Origin of the sequence: Planococcus circulans (assembly GCF_020023385.1) — a bacterium.
GTDB lineage: Bacteria > Bacillota > Bacilli > Bacillales_A > Planococcaceae > Planococcus.
The window spans coordinates 183,794-199,749 of the sequence record NZ_JAIQCL010000002.1 but is presented as its reverse complement, the minus strand read 5'-3'; the positions used below and the strand labels follow the sequence as shown (position 1 = coordinate 199,749).

General features: G+C 46.0%; 15 protein-coding genes. 8 read left to right on the top strand and 7 right to left on the bottom strand.

The window, feature by feature from the left end; translation table 11 throughout:
• Positions 1-177: 177 nt before the first annotated feature.
• From K8U60_RS05165 to K8U60_RS05155, 3 genes are all read left to right on the top strand, one after another.
• On the top strand, positions 178-819 hold the full coding sequence (locus tag K8U60_RS05165; RefSeq protein ID WP_223635356.1) for a peptidoglycan-binding domain-containing protein: 642 nt from the start codon (positions 178-180) through the stop codon (positions 817-819).
• Between the two features lie 253 nt (positions 820-1,072).
• Positions 1,073-2,065 carry an MsnO8 family LLM class oxidoreductase gene (locus tag K8U60_RS05160; protein WP_223635353.1) on the top strand — a complete coding sequence of 331 codons (993 nt, stop codon included), beginning with the start codon at positions 1,073-1,075 and terminating at the stop codon, positions 2,063-2,065.
• Between the two features lie 304 nt (positions 2,066-2,369).
• Positions 2,370-3,527 carry a DNA/RNA non-specific endonuclease gene (locus K8U60_RS05155; protein ID WP_223635350.1) on the top strand — a complete coding sequence of 386 codons (1,158 nt, stop codon included), beginning with the start codon at positions 2,370-2,372 and terminating at the stop codon, positions 3,525-3,527.
• 148 nt (positions 3,528-3,675) lie between these two features.
• Here K8U60_RS05155 and glpK read toward each other — a convergent pair whose 3' ends face one another.
• From glpK to K8U60_RS05140, 3 genes are all read right to left on the bottom strand, one after another.
• The gene (glpK, locus tag K8U60_RS05150) at positions 3,676-5,199 is read right to left on the bottom strand and encodes a glycerol kinase GlpK (RefSeq protein ID WP_223635347.1); all 1,524 of its coding nucleotides are present in this window, start codon (positions 5,197-5,199) and stop codon (positions 3,676-3,678) included.
• A 24-nt stretch (positions 5,200-5,223) separates the two neighbouring features.
• The gene (locus tag K8U60_RS05145; protein ID WP_223635345.1) at positions 5,224-6,084 is read right to left on the bottom strand and encodes an MIP/aquaporin family protein; all 861 of its coding nucleotides are present in this window, start codon (positions 6,082-6,084) and stop codon (positions 5,224-5,226) included.
• A gap of 497 nt (positions 6,085-6,581) precedes the next feature.
• A complete protein-coding gene (locus K8U60_RS05140) occupies positions 6,582-7,424 on the bottom strand; it encodes an aldo/keto reductase (protein ID WP_223635343.1) in 843 nt (280 codons plus the stop codon).
• A gap of 204 nt (positions 7,425-7,628) precedes the next feature.
• Here K8U60_RS05140 and K8U60_RS05135 point away from each other — a divergent pair, with 204 nt between their 5' ends.
• The 3 genes from K8U60_RS05135 to K8U60_RS05125 all read left to right on the top strand — a co-directional run bounded on the left by K8U60_RS05135 (position 7,629) and on the right by K8U60_RS05125 (position 10,684).
• The gene (locus tag K8U60_RS05135; protein ID WP_223635341.1) at positions 7,629-9,116 is read left to right on the top strand and encodes an amidase family protein; all 1,488 of its coding nucleotides are present in this window, start codon (positions 7,629-7,631) and stop codon (positions 9,114-9,116) included.
• A 142-nt stretch (positions 9,117-9,258) separates the two neighbouring features.
• Entirely contained in the window at positions 9,259-10,302 is a 1,044-nt protein-coding gene (locus tag K8U60_RS05130) for an FUSC family protein (RefSeq protein WP_223635339.1), read from the top strand.
• 208 nt (positions 10,303-10,510) lie between these two features.
• Entirely contained in the window at positions 10,511-10,684 is a 174-nt protein-coding gene (locus K8U60_RS05125) for a hypothetical protein (protein WP_223635337.1), read from the top strand.
• A gap of 291 nt (positions 10,685-10,975) precedes the next feature.
• Here K8U60_RS05125 and K8U60_RS05120 read toward each other — a convergent pair whose 3' ends face one another.
• From K8U60_RS05120 to K8U60_RS05110, 3 genes are all read right to left on the bottom strand, one after another.
• Positions 10,976-11,650, bottom strand: a complete 675-nt coding sequence (locus K8U60_RS05120; protein WP_223635335.1) for a metallophosphoesterase family protein — start codon at positions 11,648-11,650, stop codon at positions 10,976-10,978.
• Positions 11,651-11,917: 267 nt separating this feature from the next.
• Entirely contained in the window at positions 11,918-12,691 is a 774-nt protein-coding gene (locus K8U60_RS05115; protein ID WP_223635332.1) for a uracil-xanthine permease family protein, read from the bottom strand.
• Positions 12,692-12,817: 126 nt separating this feature from the next.
• Positions 12,818-13,408: a TetR/AcrR family transcriptional regulator gene (locus K8U60_RS05110; RefSeq protein WP_223635329.1), complete on the bottom strand. Its 591-nt coding sequence runs from the start codon at positions 13,406-13,408 to the stop codon at positions 12,818-12,820.
• A 158-nt stretch (positions 13,409-13,566) separates the two neighbouring features.
• On the opposite strand from K8U60_RS05110, the gene K8U60_RS05105 reads away from it, so the two are divergent.
• Both K8U60_RS05105 and K8U60_RS05100 read left to right on the top strand, forming a co-directional pair.
• Complete coding sequence (locus K8U60_RS05105) at positions 13,567-14,340, top strand: SDR family NAD(P)-dependent oxidoreductase (protein ID WP_223635325.1); 774 nt, start codon at positions 13,567-13,569, stop codon at positions 14,338-14,340.
• Positions 14,341-14,465: 125 nt separating this feature from the next.
• Complete coding sequence (locus K8U60_RS05100; RefSeq protein WP_223635322.1) at positions 14,466-15,197, top strand: glucose 1-dehydrogenase; 732 nt, start codon at positions 14,466-14,468, stop codon at positions 15,195-15,197.
• A gap of 178 nt (positions 15,198-15,375) precedes the next feature.
• Here the strand turns inward: K8U60_RS05100 and K8U60_RS05095 are convergent, their stop codons facing one another.
• Positions 15,376-15,831, bottom strand: a complete 456-nt coding sequence (locus K8U60_RS05095; RefSeq protein ID WP_223635320.1) for a hypothetical protein — start codon at positions 15,829-15,831, stop codon at positions 15,376-15,378.
• Between the last annotated feature and the right edge of the window lie 125 nt (positions 15,832-15,956).

Below are 15,956 nucleotides of genomic sequence, written 5' to 3'. Positions count from 1 at the left end.
CGAAAGTGAATCCCAACATTCCAAAAACAAACCCTATAATTCCGAAAGTATCCATCGAATCCCTCCTATCCTATTCATTAAGCCGTAAATTTATTTTCTTAATGGGCTGAATTGTCGTTTCGTTTAAAAATAGACTGGGTACATAGGAGGCAAATACAAATTCTGGAGGAATCAGCCGTGAAGAAGAAATCGATTCCCGTGTTATTGGCATTCGGGTTATGGGTCGCATCCCCCTTCTCCTTTCATCCGGTGGAAGCCACAAGCCATGCATCTGCAGCTAATGAAGACCAGCTGCCAGCCCGCCTTGCGAACTTAATGAATATTGCCCCGGAACATCAATTTATTTTGCGCAATGGAAGTGCACGCATTGAAGTGGAACTTCTCCAATGGACTTTAGATCATTACGGACTGGAAACAGCGGTTGACGGCATCTTTGGCCCTGAGACAGAAAGAAATGTCCGGCAATACCAGGCAGATAAAGGATTGAAAGTCGACGGCATTGTCGGTACGTATACGTGGGCGGCGTTATACGGGGAACATGAAGAACCTGTAGACCCAGAAGGGAAATTGCCCGCCGAGCTCAGAAACTTAATGGATATTGCACCGGAGCATCAGTTTATCCTGCGTCAAGGAAGTGTGCGCATTGAAGTGGAACTTCTCCAATGGACATTAAATGAGTATGGTCTAGAAACAGCGGTTGATGGGATCTTCGGACCTGAAACCGACAGAAATGTCCGGCAATACCAAGCAGACAAAGGCTTGAAAGTCGATGGCATTGTCGGCACGAATACGTGGACGGCCATATACGGAGAATATTAGAAAACTTCATTTCCGTAGTGTTGTTCGTGAAGGAAACTCATTTAAGCTTTGTGCAAAGTTCACCAACATAAGAAATGCCCATCCGGAAAATCGGTTGGGCATTTTCATTTCCAATTAAACAAAACCGCTTCCCAGGGAAACTAGTTAATCTTAGATTAAAAAACAGACGAAGACAGATGAAATGATTTCAGTATGCCGGACTGCTATACTCCTCTATATGCAAACCTGCAGTTAATGAAAGGAAGTTATATAGATGAAATTAAGCGTATTGGACCAAGCACCCGTCACGACAGGAAATACGGCAGAAGATGCGATGCAAAAAGCGGTGGAACTTGCGGTTCTCGCCGATAACTTAGGCTACAGCCGGATGTGGATGGCTGAACATCATGGCTCCGGCGCATTTTCCAGCTCAGCCCCCGAAGTTACGGCTGCCTACTTAAGCGCCAAAACAGAGAGGATTCGAATCGGCACTGGCGGCGTAATGATGATGCACTACTCACCTTTGAAGCTGGCTGAAGTGTTCAAGACATTGAGCGCATTGGCGCCGGGCCGCATCGACTTCGGTGTCGGACGTGCCCCGGGCGGCGACCACAGTTCCATCTACGCCTTGTCTCAAGGACGACGAACGATGACCGATGATATGTACGGGAAATTCGACACGGCGCTGAAACTGATCAACGACGAAACGCCCGAAGACACTATGTACAATAAAACCATCGCTTCCCCAACAAATATCAAACTGCCGGAAGCCTGGCTGCTCGGCTCAAGCGGCAACAGCGCACTAGAAGCTGGACGAATGGGTGTCGGCTATTCGTTCGCCCAGTTTTTCAACGGCGGCATGACGAAAGACATTTTAGATTCCTACCGGGCACATTTCTCGCCTTCCGCTTTTATGGAAAAGCCCGAGATTTCGGTATCGTATTTAGTGACAACGGCTGAAACGGCCGAAGAAGCGGAATACGAAGCATTGCCGCAGGACATTGCGCGTCTGATGTTGATGAAAGGCCGCATTATGCCGCTCATGACACCCGAGCAAGCACAAAACTCTGCGCTATCGGAAATGGACCGCATGCAGATCCAGGAAAGCCGCAAAATCCATTTAGTCGGTTCCGCTACAGACGTGGCAGATCAATTGCAGCGGGAACAAATCGAGTACGGTTTTGAAGAAGCAATGATCTGTAGCATCCCGCATTCCCAGGAAAAACGATTGGATGTCTACCGGTTATTGGCACAGCAATTAATTTAATGGACTGATGTAGAAAACGGCCGTGCCAGAAACTGAATAGTTTCCCGCACGGCCGTTTTAATTATCAGACAGAGTTTCTTCTATCAGAGTTTCTTCTATATAAGATATTTCTTAATATGTGTCTTTTATTCCAATCAAAGTTAGTTTTTTGTCGCATGTGAATGAATAAAGAAATTTATATAACTAAATATTTCCAAACATAAATTTACTACACTCTAGTATTTACCTTTCATCTCATGTTATAGTCATCTGTGGAAAATAGCAGGAAAGATTTAGAATATGGGAATTCAGGGGGAGCGATTAAATGGATGTCGTATTTGTTTTAGTGATGCTGGTTGCCTTATTGGCTTTCGCTGCGAGCATTGTCATGTTGCTCGTCAGTGCTTTGTTCAAAAAGGGGCTGTCTGTTAAGCAAGCTGGTCTTGCGGCTGGGCTTTCATTCGCAGTACTAACCGGTTCCGGTATTGGCGTCGGCTCTACAGCAGAAGATGTCGAACCTACAGCTGGCGTCGATAGTGAACAGTTGGAAGCGCAGAAAGAAAAAGAAGATGAAAAACAGCGTATCGCCCTGGAAGAAGCCGAGATCCAGGCTGCAGAAGAAAAGGAAAAAGAAGAAGCACGCTTGGCAGCTGAGAAAGAAGCCGAAGAAAAAGCGGCGGCTGAGGAGCTTGCGAAAGAGAAAGAAGCCCAACTCCAAAATGAGCAGTTCGCAGGATACAAACTGATTGAAGTGGATGGCGGCGATTTGTCGGGAACGCGTGAAGCCAAAATCGTCGCTGACATTGGGTATGGGGACCGTGAATATTGGGCCTTTACGAATGAACACGGACAGCTGGAGCGTGTCGTTGCGGACGAAATCATTGTACAGGATGACAGCAGCGAAACTGTCTTATCGTCCGGCAGGTATTACTCGGATGAGGCAAAGGTTCCGGGCGTCGAAAGTGATGTATTAGATGAAGGGCATGTCATTGCAGATTCTCTCGGAGGTGTGGCGAACGCCTATAATATCACCCCGCAAGAAAGTACACTCAACCGGCACGGTGATCAAGCCTATATGGAAGACGCAATCCGTGACGCAGGTGGAGCGACGAATTTTGAAGCCATCATCACCTATCCGGATACGGAAACGCAGATCCCTTCAAGTTACCAGTATACCTATACGGTAATGGGCAACGAAGTCGTTGATGCTTTTGATAACATAAACCCCGATGAAGTGAACGCGTCTCTTGGTTTGACGGACAGTGAGCCGGCTGCTTCAAGCAGTTCAACCACAGACACTGTTCCTGCCGAGTTACCCACTGCAAACACAAGCGGTGATGTATCCAGTGTCGATACGAACGGCAATGGACAGGTGACGATCAAAGAAGCAAAAGCAGCGGGTTTCAGTATGCCCATCACGAGTGATCATTGGTTATATCCCTATATGCGGGATAATGATAACGATGGAATGGTCGGAGAGTAAGTTCATGTAAGACTAATGCAAGGTTCAACAAATTAAGAAATGCCCATCCGGAAAATCGGATGGGCATTGTCGTGTTCTATTAAGGGCCGAACAACCAGCCGTGAATCAGTTTGTCGAACGGCTGCTGGTGCTTTGACCATTACCGCTGTTACAAGACGATCGGCGCTTTTTTTGCTTCTTGTTTAAATGTTCTTGTAGCTTTTACTGCTTGTTTCCAGCCGTCGTATAAGTGTTCACTTTGTTCGGCAGGCATTTCGCTGGTAAACGTTTGATCGATTTGCCATTGCTTGGCGATCTCTTCTTTGTCTTTCCAGAATCCAACTGCGAGTCCTGCCAGGTAAGCTGCACCCAGTGCTGTCGTTTCCTGGATCATTGGGCGTTCCACCGGAACATCCAGAATGTCGCTTTGGAATTGCATCAGGAAATCATTCGATACCGCACCGCCATCTACACGCAAGGTTTTCAATTCAATGCCTGCATCTTTGATCATGACGTCCACCACATCTTTTGTCTGGTAAGCGAGTGATTCAAGTGTCGCCCGGATAAAATGTGCTTTCGTCGTGCCGCGTGTCAATCCGAAAATTGCGCCTCGGGCATCTGTGTCCCAATAAGGTGTCCCAAGGCCGACAAATGCCGGCACCATGTAGACGCCGTCCGTTGATTCGACCGATGTGGCGTACGCTTCACTTTCCGGTGCCTGATCCAGAATCTTCAAACCGTCACGCAGCCATTGAATGGCGGAACCGGCAACGAAGATACTGCCTTCTAACGCATATTCCACTTTGCCGTCAACGCCCCAAGCCAACGTGGTCAATAGGCCATGCTCAGAAACCACCCCTTCTTCGCCGGTGTTCATCAGCATGAAACAGCCTGTTCCGTACGTATTTTTTGCCATCCCTTTTTCGAAGCATGCCTGCCCGAACAAAGCAGCCTGCTGATCGCCGGCCATGCCGGCAATCGGAACTTCATGGCCGAAGAAATGATAATCAACTGTATGGGCGTAGACTTCAGATGACTGGCGAACTTCCGGCAGCATGCTTTTCGGTACGGTCAGAATGTCCAAAAGCTCCTGATCCCATTCCAAATCGTAGATATTGTACATTAAGGTACGCGAAGCGTTGCTGTAATCCGTGACATGGGTTTTTCCGCCTGACAACTTGTAAACAAGCCAGGAATCAACCGTTCCGAACATCAAATCGCCGTTGTCCGCTTTTTCGCGCGCCCCTTCCACATTGTCCAAAATCCATTTGACTTTCGTACCGGAAAAATAAGCATCAATGAGAAGACCTGTTTTCTTGCGGAAGAGTTCTTCATGTCCTTGTTCTTTCAGCTCTTTGCAGATGTCGCCTGTCTGGCGCGACTGCCAGACAATCGCTTTGTAAATCGGCTTCCCGGTGTTGCGATCCCAAACGACAGCGGTCTCGCGCTGGTTCGTGATCCCAATCCCTGCAATCTGGTCTGGGTCGACATCCGCTTTCCGCAATACGCCCGCCATACAAGCTAAAACAGAAGTCCAGATTTCATTGGCGTCATGCTCCACCCAACCCGGTTTCGGGAAAAATTGTTCAAACTCCTGCTGCGCTGTTTCAACAATTTCCCCTTTATGGTTAAACAATACCGCACGTGAACTTGTTGTTCCTTGGTCGATCGACAGGATATAATCTTTGCTCATTTTCTATTCCTCCTCGTATGTGTTTTATGGACGTACTTTTGTCATTTCGCTGTTTTCTACTAAGGTATCTTCAATTTCATTGGCCACTGTGTAGCCTTTCTTCAGTTCGGCGTTCGCCGCTCCGAATAAAATTAACGCCATGATTGCACTGAGTCCCCAGAAGAGCAGGCTAAAGTCGCCTGTAAACATGGCCTTGTAGAAAACGGCTCCATAGATACCGCCGAAAATCGGCCCGACTACAGGAACCCAGGCATAACTCCAATCTGAACTGCCTTTGCCTGGAATCGGCAGCAACGCATGTGCAATCCGGGGGCCGAGGTCACGCGCCGGGTTGATGGCGTATCCTGTAGGACCGCCGAGCGACATACCGATGGCAATGATCAATGCACCGACAATCAATGGATTCAAACCTTCCGTGAATTGGTTGGCACCGATGAACAATAAGCCCATCACAAGAACAGCGGTTCCGATGATTTCACTCACCAAGTTCGAAAATGGGCTACGTACAGCAGGTATCGTAGCGAACACACCCAGTTTTGCACCTTGGTCTTCTGTGCGCTTCCAATGCGGCAAGTAATTTAAAAAGACGATAGCTGCCCCGATGATAGCCCCCAAAATCTGTGCTGCTATGTAAACCGGCACTTGCGCCCAAGGGAAATCGCCTACTGCGGCAAACCCAAGCGTCACCGCCGGATTTAAATGCGCTCCCGAAAAACCGCCTACTGCATAAACCCCCATCGTCACTGCCAATCCCCAAGCAATCGTAATGACTATCCAGCCACTGTTTTCGGCTTTGGAATCTTTTAATACCACCCCAGCGACTACACCCGCCCCAAAAATAATCAGAATCATGGTACCGATCACTTCTGCTAAAAACTCCGACATCCACTATCACTCCTTTTCTTTTTTAAAGTAAAAACCGTGCAACTGGCCAATAAAAAAATTCGCACTCAATGAAAGTCCTCCTTGGCAGAAGTACTCATTGATGTGCGAATCTCTAGGCTCCAACACAGCTCTTAACTTGTTATCTATAAGGTATACTTAAAAGAAAGCGCTGTCAATACCAATTTTAGAATTTTCAGGGAAATAGTAAGAAGTTGATTTCCGAGTTGTTTTTCGAACTTCTGCTAATTTTACTTTTTTTCTGCATGAATTGATTCGTCTAGAAACTCATCCTATACCCGGGGCTCTTCACTTCTGCTGATTGTTAGTTGATCTACTCGTATTTTTATAATCTGTTGAAGAAGGATTAAAAACACACACCTGCAAGGTGATGCTACAGGTGTGGCCATAAATATAATATAAATTTGTCATACCGGGTCAGAAAGGCTGTCTACACTAGAATGTCACTTACCTGAAATGATGTTCAGTCCCTACTTAAATTAAAATTCTTCATGCGTAGCCGGGTCCATATCAAACAGTCTGCCATCTGGACGGGTTAGTTGTGCGATCGCGCTCATTTCGGTTTCGCTTAAGGCAAAATCAAAAATGGCCAGGTTTTCCCGCTGCCGCTGAGGAGAAGTGGAGCGCGGAATCGAAACAGAACCGATCTGGTATTGCCAGCGCAGCACAATTTGTGGGATGGTCTTGTTGTGCGTATCGGCAATTTTGCGCATCGTTTCGTTCGACAGGATATCTGCCGCCCTGGCAATTGGACTCCACGATTGCGTTTGGATGCCGTGCTCTGCATGTACGCGCCGCTGCTCTTCCTGATTAAAGAACGGATGCAATTCCACTTGGTTTATACTCGGCGTCACCTCAGTCTCCTGGATAATGCGCTCCAGGTGCTCAGGCAGGAAGTTGCTGACGCCGATTGACCGGACAAGCCCCCATTTCTTTGCGTCAATCAAGGCCTGCCATGCTTCAACGTAGAGGTCTTGATTCGGAAGCGGCCAGTGAATCACATAGAGGTCGAAATAATCCAGTTTGGAACGGTACAGCGATTCCTGAATCGCCACCAACGCTTTTTCATAACTATGGTACCGTCCTGGCAGCTTGGAAGTAATCCACAAATCTTCACGGGAAACGCCGCTGCGTTTGATGCCTTCTCCCACCGCTCCTTCGTTCTCATAATTATACGCCGTGTCAATCAGGCGATAACCGGCATTGATCCCACTGCTGACTGCGTTCGCCCCTGCATTGCCCCACAGTCCATATGTACCGAGTCCCGTAACAGGTAAAGTCGTTCCGTCGTTCAATGCCACTTCTGGTATTGCTTTTTCCATCTGCTTTCACTCCTCTCATTTCTATTTTCAGATTACGCTTACATCACTGCAAACTCAAACTTTTCGACCCTCGCTACCCATGCCGCAGTCTCCACTAAAACACAATTGGCTCTGAATGAAATGCAGTTGAAAGCCAAACTTTCTCTACTATTATGAATTGGTGTACACTTAACTACATTCCCATAAAAAGTTAGGAGCCCTCAGATGGAGACAACCTCTTTTAAATTAATTGAAGCGACAATCAAAGAAATTCAACAGGCCTTTCAGGAAGACAGGCTGACTTCCGTGGAATTGGTGCAGGCTTACCTCGACCGCATCGAGACATTCGACCGAAATGGGCCGAAGATCAATTCCGTCTTAACCATCAATCCAGACGCACTGAAAATCGCAGCCCAGCTGGATGAGTTGCGCGGGCAGGATGGTCAAGAACCGCTATACGGCATTCCCGTGTTGCTGAAAGACAATATCGAAACAGCGGACCCGATGCCGACGACAGCCGGTGCCATCGCTCTGGAGCGGAATTTTGCCAAGCAGGATTCCTTTGTCGCTGCGCAGCTTCGGAACGCAGGCGCCATCATTCTCGGCAAAGTGAACCTGAGCGAATGGGCTTTTTTCATGTCGAAAGAAGGTGTGAGCGGCTACAGTTCACTTGGCGGACAAGTGCTGAACCCTTATGGCGTCGATACCTTTAAAGCTGAGGATGTCGGCGGGTCGAGTTCAGGGACCGGCGCTGCCATCGCGTCGAATTTCGCTGTTGTCGGCGTCGGTACCGAAACTTCGGGATCGATTTTGAGTCCGGCGAGTGCCAATTCCATCGTCGGTATCAAGCCGACAGTCGGACTGGTCAGCCGCTCCCGCATCATCCCGATTTCCGAAAGCCAGGATACCGCAGGACCGATGGCGCGCACGGTCGCGGACGCCGCAATCCTGCTCGGCGCCATGACCGGCGTCGACGAACAGGACCCGGCGACACAGGCAAGTGCCGGGCGAGCTTTGGCCGATTACACCCCACACTTGAAAACAGATGGCTTGGAAGGTGCCCGCATCGGCGTCGATTTAACCTTTCTGAACAATGAAGAACCGGAAGAACTGGCCATCATGATGGAGGCGATCGACCAAATGAAATCGCTCGGCGCGATCGTCGAAGAAGTGACGATTCCCCAGCAGTCATTCGAATCGGACGTCTTGTGGTATGAATTCAAGCGAGGCGTCAACGCGTATCTTGAAACCGCGCCGGAAGAGGTGCCGGTCAAATCACTGGCGGATGTCATCGCGTTCAATAAACAAGATCCCGAGCGCCGCATGAAATTCGGCCAAGAGGAACTGGAAAAGTCGCAGTCCTTAAGCGACGATCCGACTGACCCAACGTACGTGGAACACCGCGAAATCGATTTGCGCTCCTCCACGCTAGATGGGCTGGATCTCGTCATGGACGAACACCAACTGGATGCGCTGTTATTCCAAAACAACCGCGGCGCCGCGAAGCCGGCAAGAGCGGGCTATCCGTCCATCACCGTCCCTGCCGGCTACACGAGCAGCGGGCATCCCGTCGGTGTCACATTCAGCGCCCAGGCTTTCAGCGAACCGCGCCTGATTGAACTCGCCTACTCTTATGAACAGGCGACCCAAAAACGGCTGGCACCCGATCTTCAAAAATTTGTTTCTTCCGTGCTGCACAATTCACAAAGCTGAATAAATGCAAAAAGACACATCCGCAGTCATTCTCTTGCGGATGTGTCTTCGTATGGAATACAAATTGTCTTGCAGTCTATCCAGAGATGGATGATATACTGAATTACAGCAAAAATACTACATAAAAGATGGTGGTTAACATATGAAACGATCCTTCCAGGGCAGTCGAATTTTAAAAACAGGTATAGCGATCTTTTTGACAGCCACTATTTGTTTATGGTTCAACTGGCCTCCTGTCTTTGCGGTCATCACGGCCATTGTGTCGATTGAGCCGACTGTCAGCGATTCGATTAAAAAGGGACTTGTACGATTCCCGGCATCTGCGATCGGTTCGGCATTCGCTGTTCTTTTTATTACACTCTTCGGCAATGCCCCGATCACTTATACACTCGCTGCTGTTTTCACTATTTTAGTCTGTTACAGACTAAATCTGCACGCCGGCCTGCTCGTTGCCACATTGACATCTGTCGCAATGGTCGAAGTCATCCACGATCATGTACTGATCTCTTTCTTCATTCGACTCGGTACAACGACTGTTGGTTTGCTTGTGTCCGTCGTGGTAAACATGCTCGTTTTCCCGCCAAACTACCGGACAGAAATTCTAAAAAGCATTCAAACCATCAGTGAACGTGCAGGAACGATGCTGGAACATACCTTCCATACGATTCTCTTCGAGGGGGACGCAAATCTTCAACAAGATAAGGAACTTGTGAAACGGTTGACGACAGAAATCAGAAAAACAGAGAAATTAATCCATTACCACCGGGATGATTTCAGTCTATACCCCCGGATCCGTGACCGGGAAGCCGAGCTTCGCATGGCGGAAAGGCAATTGCTCTTTTTACATAACCTGGAATTCCATTTGAACGCGCTGCTCCGCATTCCGTTGCATAGCATCAAGTGGTCACCAGCTGAGCGGAATATCATCATGCGTGCCGTCGCAGAGCTCGCGGACGACTTGCAGCATTCCAATGAATACGATCACGAAACGCATCAGCAGCAACTAAAAATCATCACCGACTTCTTTTGGGAAGACAGCAAAGGCATCTCGACAAGCGACGCCATGCACCCGATCCTGTTCCCGCCGGAATTCAAGATTCTTTACGAACTCATCACCATTTATGATTTGGTCGATAATTTCTTTGACCCGAATAGTGTGAAGGCTGCGAGGGAAGCAGAGAAGTGATTGATTTAAAAAAGGCCGTGCCGGAAACTGAATTGTTTCCGGTACGGCCTTTTTATATTGGGGAAATAGTCTTGAACCTAGTTCAACACAGGAGCAATTTTAATGATATAACAGTTTTCAGAATCCCTATGTATAGTCTTAATAGACGTGGATGACGATTTACGAGGTGGACTTGCATAAAAGCATTTTCTTTGGATATCCAAAGATAATGGATTTAATCGAATGGTTAGATGAAACACTCGATCCATATTGGGATTATTACCAACTTGAAGGGCAAGACGGAATCTTTTCTGCCGAAATTTATCATTACATGCAGCAACTAGTGGAACTCCAGGAGACGATCCGCAACTGGGAACCGGATCATCGAAAGTATGAAAAATAGTTAAAGACAGTCCATGCTAAAAAGAAGTAACCGCCCTCCCTGCAGGATTGTAGGGGTTACTCTTAGAACATCTCCAATTTGGCCAGCTGTTCTTATACGGATTGCCCTGCATCGGCGAGTATTAACGCACTCGGTTTTTTGCAGGTCTGAATTATAGCCCATTAAGTTTTAGGCTCGATTATTTATAATCAATTCGGCCCTGCTTCTCCAGGGAGCGACACAATTAAAAGAAAACCCCTTAACCGTTTAGAAATGATTCTTTACCAGGGATAAGATTTTCATTTCTCCCCTTCAATACTTCCTCACGCTGTAGACTTTTCGGCTCGGCAACTCAAGACAATTCAACTGTCCGCCATAAACCGCGCCTCCATCAATGCCGATAATCCGATTGTCGCCAAAATAGACATCATTATTTCTTGTCCCGCGCATTAAAAACGCCGGTGTATGGCCAAATACTACGGTCTTCTCTCCCGAATAGACTTTATAAAATTCATCGCGGATCCACATCAAGATCGCCGGGTCTGTCTGCCCAATCGGCGTATCCGGCTGAACGCCCGCATGCACAAAAATGAAGTCATCCGTTTCATGGTAATAGTCCGTTTCCTTAATAAAATCGATGTGCTCCCAAAAAACAGCTGCCGTTGGAAGTGTCATGTCTTTTATGGATGGATCATAGCTTTGCAATGTCGCAAGTGCCCCATTCCTTGCCCAGATCTGCTTCGCACCGGGTTCATCGTTTACAGCGTCCAGCATCATTTGATCATGATTGCCCCTTAAGACAATAGCACCCCGCTTTTTCAATTCGATGACCCGCTCCAAAACCCCTTTTGAATCCGGGCCGCGGTCCCCGTAATCCCCCAGTAAAATCAGCTGATCTCCGACGGCGTCATATTCCGCCTTCTGCAGCAGCTCATCAAAAAGTTCAAGCTCTCCGTGAATATCGCTGATGGCCAAGATTCTTTTCATCGTCTGCACCCCTCTGCACTTGTTACTCCTTATATTCCTTTTTGCCGGATAAAAATGTCTCTCGGACCAGATTTTAATTTCCTGCGGAGCGACACAGCAAGAGTCGTTTAGAACTTTCTATTTGTGTAGGGCATGATTCTTTGAATGTTCAGTAGTCCCTTGACTCCCCTTATGTTCAACCTAATTCTCACACATTTTTTTCCGAATGTATAAAAAAACACACCCGCAATTGGAATCCAGCGGGCGCGTTTGTGTATGGAATCTAGTTTATGATTTGAATCCTTTTTCAGAGGGGCGTGATTTCGCATATGCGTCTTCCTTCATTGAATCCTCTGGAATGACTAGGTTCAATACAATAGCAACAAAACAGGCGATTGTTATTCCAGATCCGCCAAACAACAACTTAATAACTTCTGGGAATGCGTTCATCGCATCGGGTACTTGACTTAATCCGAGTCCAAATACTAAAGACAATCCAATGATGATCTTTGCTCTTTCATTTAAAGGTTCTGACGTCAATATGTCTATGCCTGTTAACGTAATCTGAGAAAAGATAATGACTGTGGCGCCTCCAATAACTGCTGGTGGCATTGTAGATACAAGAGCTCCAATCTTAGGGATAAGACCAGCCAATATTAAAAACGCAGCGCCAACAGCTACGACATATCTACTCATTACTTTTGTAAATGCGATCATTCCTACATTTTGACTAAAAGATGTATTTGGCAAAGAATTAAAAATCGCTCCCAGAGAAGATGTAAAACCATTTGCTATGACTGAGCCGGAAAGCTCATTTTCTGTGGGTTCTCTGCCTGCTCCCCCAGTAGTCATTGCTGTAACATCTCCAACTGTCTCAACAGATGTCACGATAAACATAATTAACATAGGGAGTATAGCTCCCCAGTAAAATTCCATGGGGAAATAAAAGGGTTGTGGAACTGAAAACCAGCTAGCTTCTCTTATTGCTGTAAATTCCACCATCCCCAGTGGCAAAGCCACCATATAGCCAATGACAATTCCTATTAAAACGGTTTTGTTCATTTTGCTACCCCATCCCTTTCAATTCAGCTATCATCCATCTACTACTGATTTCTTCTTTTTTCTTATGCAGTATTATTATATATCTTGAATTAAGTTCAACATAGGGAAGCAGTTTTATTATTCACTTTAAGAAAAATTAAAATAGACTTTGTCAACTTTCAAGTAAAGAATATTTGTGAGTTGCTCCGCCATATATTGTGGGGAATGAAGAAACTCACCCTCAATCCATTGCTTGATCATCCCGAGCACGGCATAGGCCTGGTAACTGGTAAAAATGTTTTGATCAATTAAAGAATCACCAGTTTCTTTATAAATATTTGTAGTTGCATTTTCCAAAAATCCTTTAAGAATTTTGGTGAATTCGTTTTGGAAATTTAAACTGTTTTCATTAGTTAATAATACTTGATAATAGTATTGGTGTTGATGGACATGTTCAAACAGTGTCAGAGTAGATGGTAAAACTGACTCGTCAATTTGGAATTCAGAGCCACTCTGGTAAGGAGCTTTCATAGCGGCAAGCAAATCATAGGCTGACCTTTTAACCACTTCTTCAAGAATTTCTTCTTTTTTATAATAATGATAATAGTAAGTACTGCGATTAACACGCGCCTGAAGCGTGATATCCGATATGGTGATCGTTTCAAATGGCTTTCTAAGCATCAAAGTAACCAGCGCTTTTCGGATTTTCGACTTTGCACTAATATGTCGGCTTTGCATTCATCTATCCACCTGCCCTTTCTTTTCTTTTAGCACTGACCAACAATTCCATACTAATTTGTTGGTTGAGTCTTTCTTTCATTATATTAGACTGAGGGATAAGAGCGATATTAAAGCGCTTTCATAATTTCGAAAATTTCATCATAGGAGGAATTATTATGTCGAGATTGGATGGTAAAGTAGCAATTATTACAGGAGCTGCAAGCGGTATGGGATTGGCTGGCGCACAATTGTTTGCAAAAGAAGGAGCAAAAATCGTTGCCACAGATGTGGTAACTGATGCTTTAGAAGAAAAAGTGAATGAAATCAAATTGAATGGCGGAGAAGCAATTGCCCTTCGTTTAGACGTATCACAACCTGATTCATGGAAAGAAGTTATCGAAAAAACTATAGAGACCTATGGCAAAATTGATATCCTCGTGAATAATGCAGGAATTCATATTGCCAAGGGCATTTTAGAAGCCGAAATGGATGATTGGAATAAAGTAATGGCCATCAACTCTACTGGCGTATGGTTAGGGATGCAGGCAGTTATTCCTCATATGCAAAAAAATGGAGGAGGTTCAATTGTCAATACATCTTCAATTGCAGCAATCCTTGGCGGTATGGGCGATGGGCACGGCGCAGCGTACAGCGCCTCTAAAGGAGCAGTCCGCGCATTGACTAAACATGCAGCCCAGTGGTTTGGAAAAGATAATATCCGTGTGAATTCAGTTCATCCGGGCGCAATCTATACAGGCATGGTTGAAAAGGCAGGCATTAAATCTAGAGAAGAAATGGGCACAAATTATGAAGGCCGATCAGCTTTACCACCTTATGCTGGAGAAGCTTTAGACATTGCGAACGCTTATCTATACTTAGCCTCTGACGAATCTAAATATGTGACAGGTTTAGAAATGGTCGTGGACGGCGGATGGATTTCCCGTTCGTAACAACTTTTAACTAAACGCAGTGCATGGTCAAACTCGGTTAAACCTATTTCCTTCTTTGGACTCCTACCTAAAGGAGAAGATCTATTATTGCTTCCAAAATTAAAAATGAAGGAGGAGAAATTTAAATGAACAGATTAGAAGGTAAAGTTATTTTGATCACTGGCGGTGCTCGCGGTATGGGAGAAACAGGTGTACGCAGATTGGCAGCTGAAGGGGCAAAAGTGGTATTCACGGATATTTCGGAAGAAGCAGGTAAACAACTTGAAAGTCAATTCAGCGAAAACGTTAGCTTCTTCAAACAGGATGTATCAAACGAACAGGACTGGAAAGATGTAATCCAACATACTGAAGAAACATTCGGTCCATTGGATGTATTGGTCAACAACGCTGGGATCGACTTGCCGGCCGAAGAAATTGAAAAAGTGGAAACCGCTTCTTATCAAAAAGTTATCGATGTCAACCAACTTTCGGTCTTCTTGGGCATGAAGCATGCTACAACTTCCATGCGAAAAAATGGCGGTGGCTCAATCGTCAATATTTCTTCGTTGGCTGGCATCATTGGAGCTCAGCAGAAAATTGCTTACACCGCTTCAAAATTCGCTGTACGCGGAATGACAAAAGCAGCTGCTTTGGAACTTGGACAATATGGCATCCGCGTTAACTCGGTACATCCCGGCTTTATCAAAACAGCTATGACAGAGGGGCTTGTCACACCGGAACTCGAAGCGAGCTTCCCGCTTCGTCGTGCGGGTGAACCCGATGAAGTAACGAATATCGTCGTCTATCTTGCTTCAGATGAATCCAGTTATTCCACTGGTGCCGAGTTCGTCATAGATGGAGGACTGGGGGCACAATAACAAACCAGATGAAGTTAAATAAAGCTATGTCGAAGGGTCATGAAAATGACTTTTCAGCATAGCTCTTTTTCTTTTTTAAAAGAAGTGATACTTACATACGGGACATTTTTTACAATCAGGTCTTTAGAGGAAACGCTGATTTGGTTCTAGGAGTTCCCTCAGTGGGCTATGTCATCAATCATTTATGAACAGCCGTAATCTCTTCCATCAACCGTACCCATTCTTCTCTCTTGAAATCATACAATTCCAGTTCTGTTTTTCTCAGAACCAGGTGGATGCTGTCGAATTTCTCGTCCGATCGGAATCTCCACCAGCTTTTCACTGTGGATGTCTTGGTGCCTGGCTCATAATAAGTCAATGTAAATTCGGGATCGATGATGTCGTCTACTCGATCGATCTCTATATGATTATGCGGGAAATCAATATACAGTCCGAGCGCCGCTTTATGAGGCGTAATGGACCCAATTTTATACGCCGAGTGCGCGTCCTTCTTCTCAAGTGCGCCACTCCAAGGAACCGGGTTATCGCTCAAGATCAATATCCGGCCGGCCTCATCGGTTTCAATCCGGCAATTCGGCAACCTGTTAAACACTTCTGTCATCTCGTTCATTTTTTGTTCTACGGTTTTGTTCATTTTGTTATCCCATTCCTTTCAACTCATCTATCAACCATGAATGCTGCACTTTCTGCCAGGCAAGGTCATACTGTATTTTCTAATCCACTACCTGTTATTCTATCACGTCCCGCTGATTGCTTCGT

Excerpts from the sequence above, each read along its gene's own strand:
- K8U60_RS05160 (WP_223635353.1), top strand. The coding sequence starts at position 1,073 with ATGAAATTAAGCGTATTGGACCAAGCACCCGTCACGACAGGAAATACG.
- K8U60_RS05155 (WP_223635350.1), top strand. The coding sequence starts at position 2,370 with ATGGATGTCGTATTTGTTTTAGTGATGCTGGTTGCCTTATTGGCTTTC.
- glpK (WP_223635347.1), bottom strand. The coding sequence starts at position 5,199 with ATGAGCAAAGATTATATCCTGTCGATCGACCAAGGAACAACAAGTTCA.
- K8U60_RS05145 (WP_223635345.1), bottom strand. The coding sequence starts at position 6,084 with ATGTCGGAGTTTTTAGCAGAAGTGATCGGTACCATGATTCTGATTATT.
- K8U60_RS05140 (WP_223635343.1), bottom strand. The coding sequence starts at position 7,424 with ATGGAAAAAGCAATACCAGAAGTGGCATTGAACGACGGAACGACTTTA.
- K8U60_RS05135 (WP_223635341.1), top strand. The coding sequence starts at position 7,629 with ATGGAGACAACCTCTTTTAAATTAATTGAAGCGACAATCAAAGAAATT.
- K8U60_RS05130 (WP_223635339.1), top strand. The coding sequence starts at position 9,259 with ATGAAACGATCCTTCCAGGGCAGTCGAATTTTAAAAACAGGTATAGCG.
- K8U60_RS05125 (WP_223635337.1), top strand. The coding sequence starts at position 10,511 with ATGGATTTAATCGAATGGTTAGATGAAACACTCGATCCATATTGGGAT.
- K8U60_RS05120 (WP_223635335.1), bottom strand. The coding sequence starts at position 11,650 with ATGAAAAGAATCTTGGCCATCAGCGATATTCACGGAGAGCTTGAACTT.
- K8U60_RS05115 (WP_223635332.1), bottom strand. The coding sequence starts at position 12,691 with ATGAACAAAACCGTTTTAATAGGAATTGTCATTGGCTATATGGTGGCT.
- K8U60_RS05110 (WP_223635329.1), bottom strand. The coding sequence starts at position 13,408 with ATGCAAAGCCGACATATTAGTGCAAAGTCGAAAATCCGAAAAGCGCTG.
- K8U60_RS05105 (WP_223635325.1), top strand. The coding sequence starts at position 13,567 with ATGTCGAGATTGGATGGTAAAGTAGCAATTATTACAGGAGCTGCAAGC.
- K8U60_RS05100 (WP_223635322.1), top strand. The coding sequence starts at position 14,466 with ATGAACAGATTAGAAGGTAAAGTTATTTTGATCACTGGCGGTGCTCGC.
- K8U60_RS05095 (WP_223635320.1), bottom strand. The coding sequence starts at position 15,831 with ATGAACAAAACCGTAGAACAAAAAATGAACGAGATGACAGAAGTGTTT.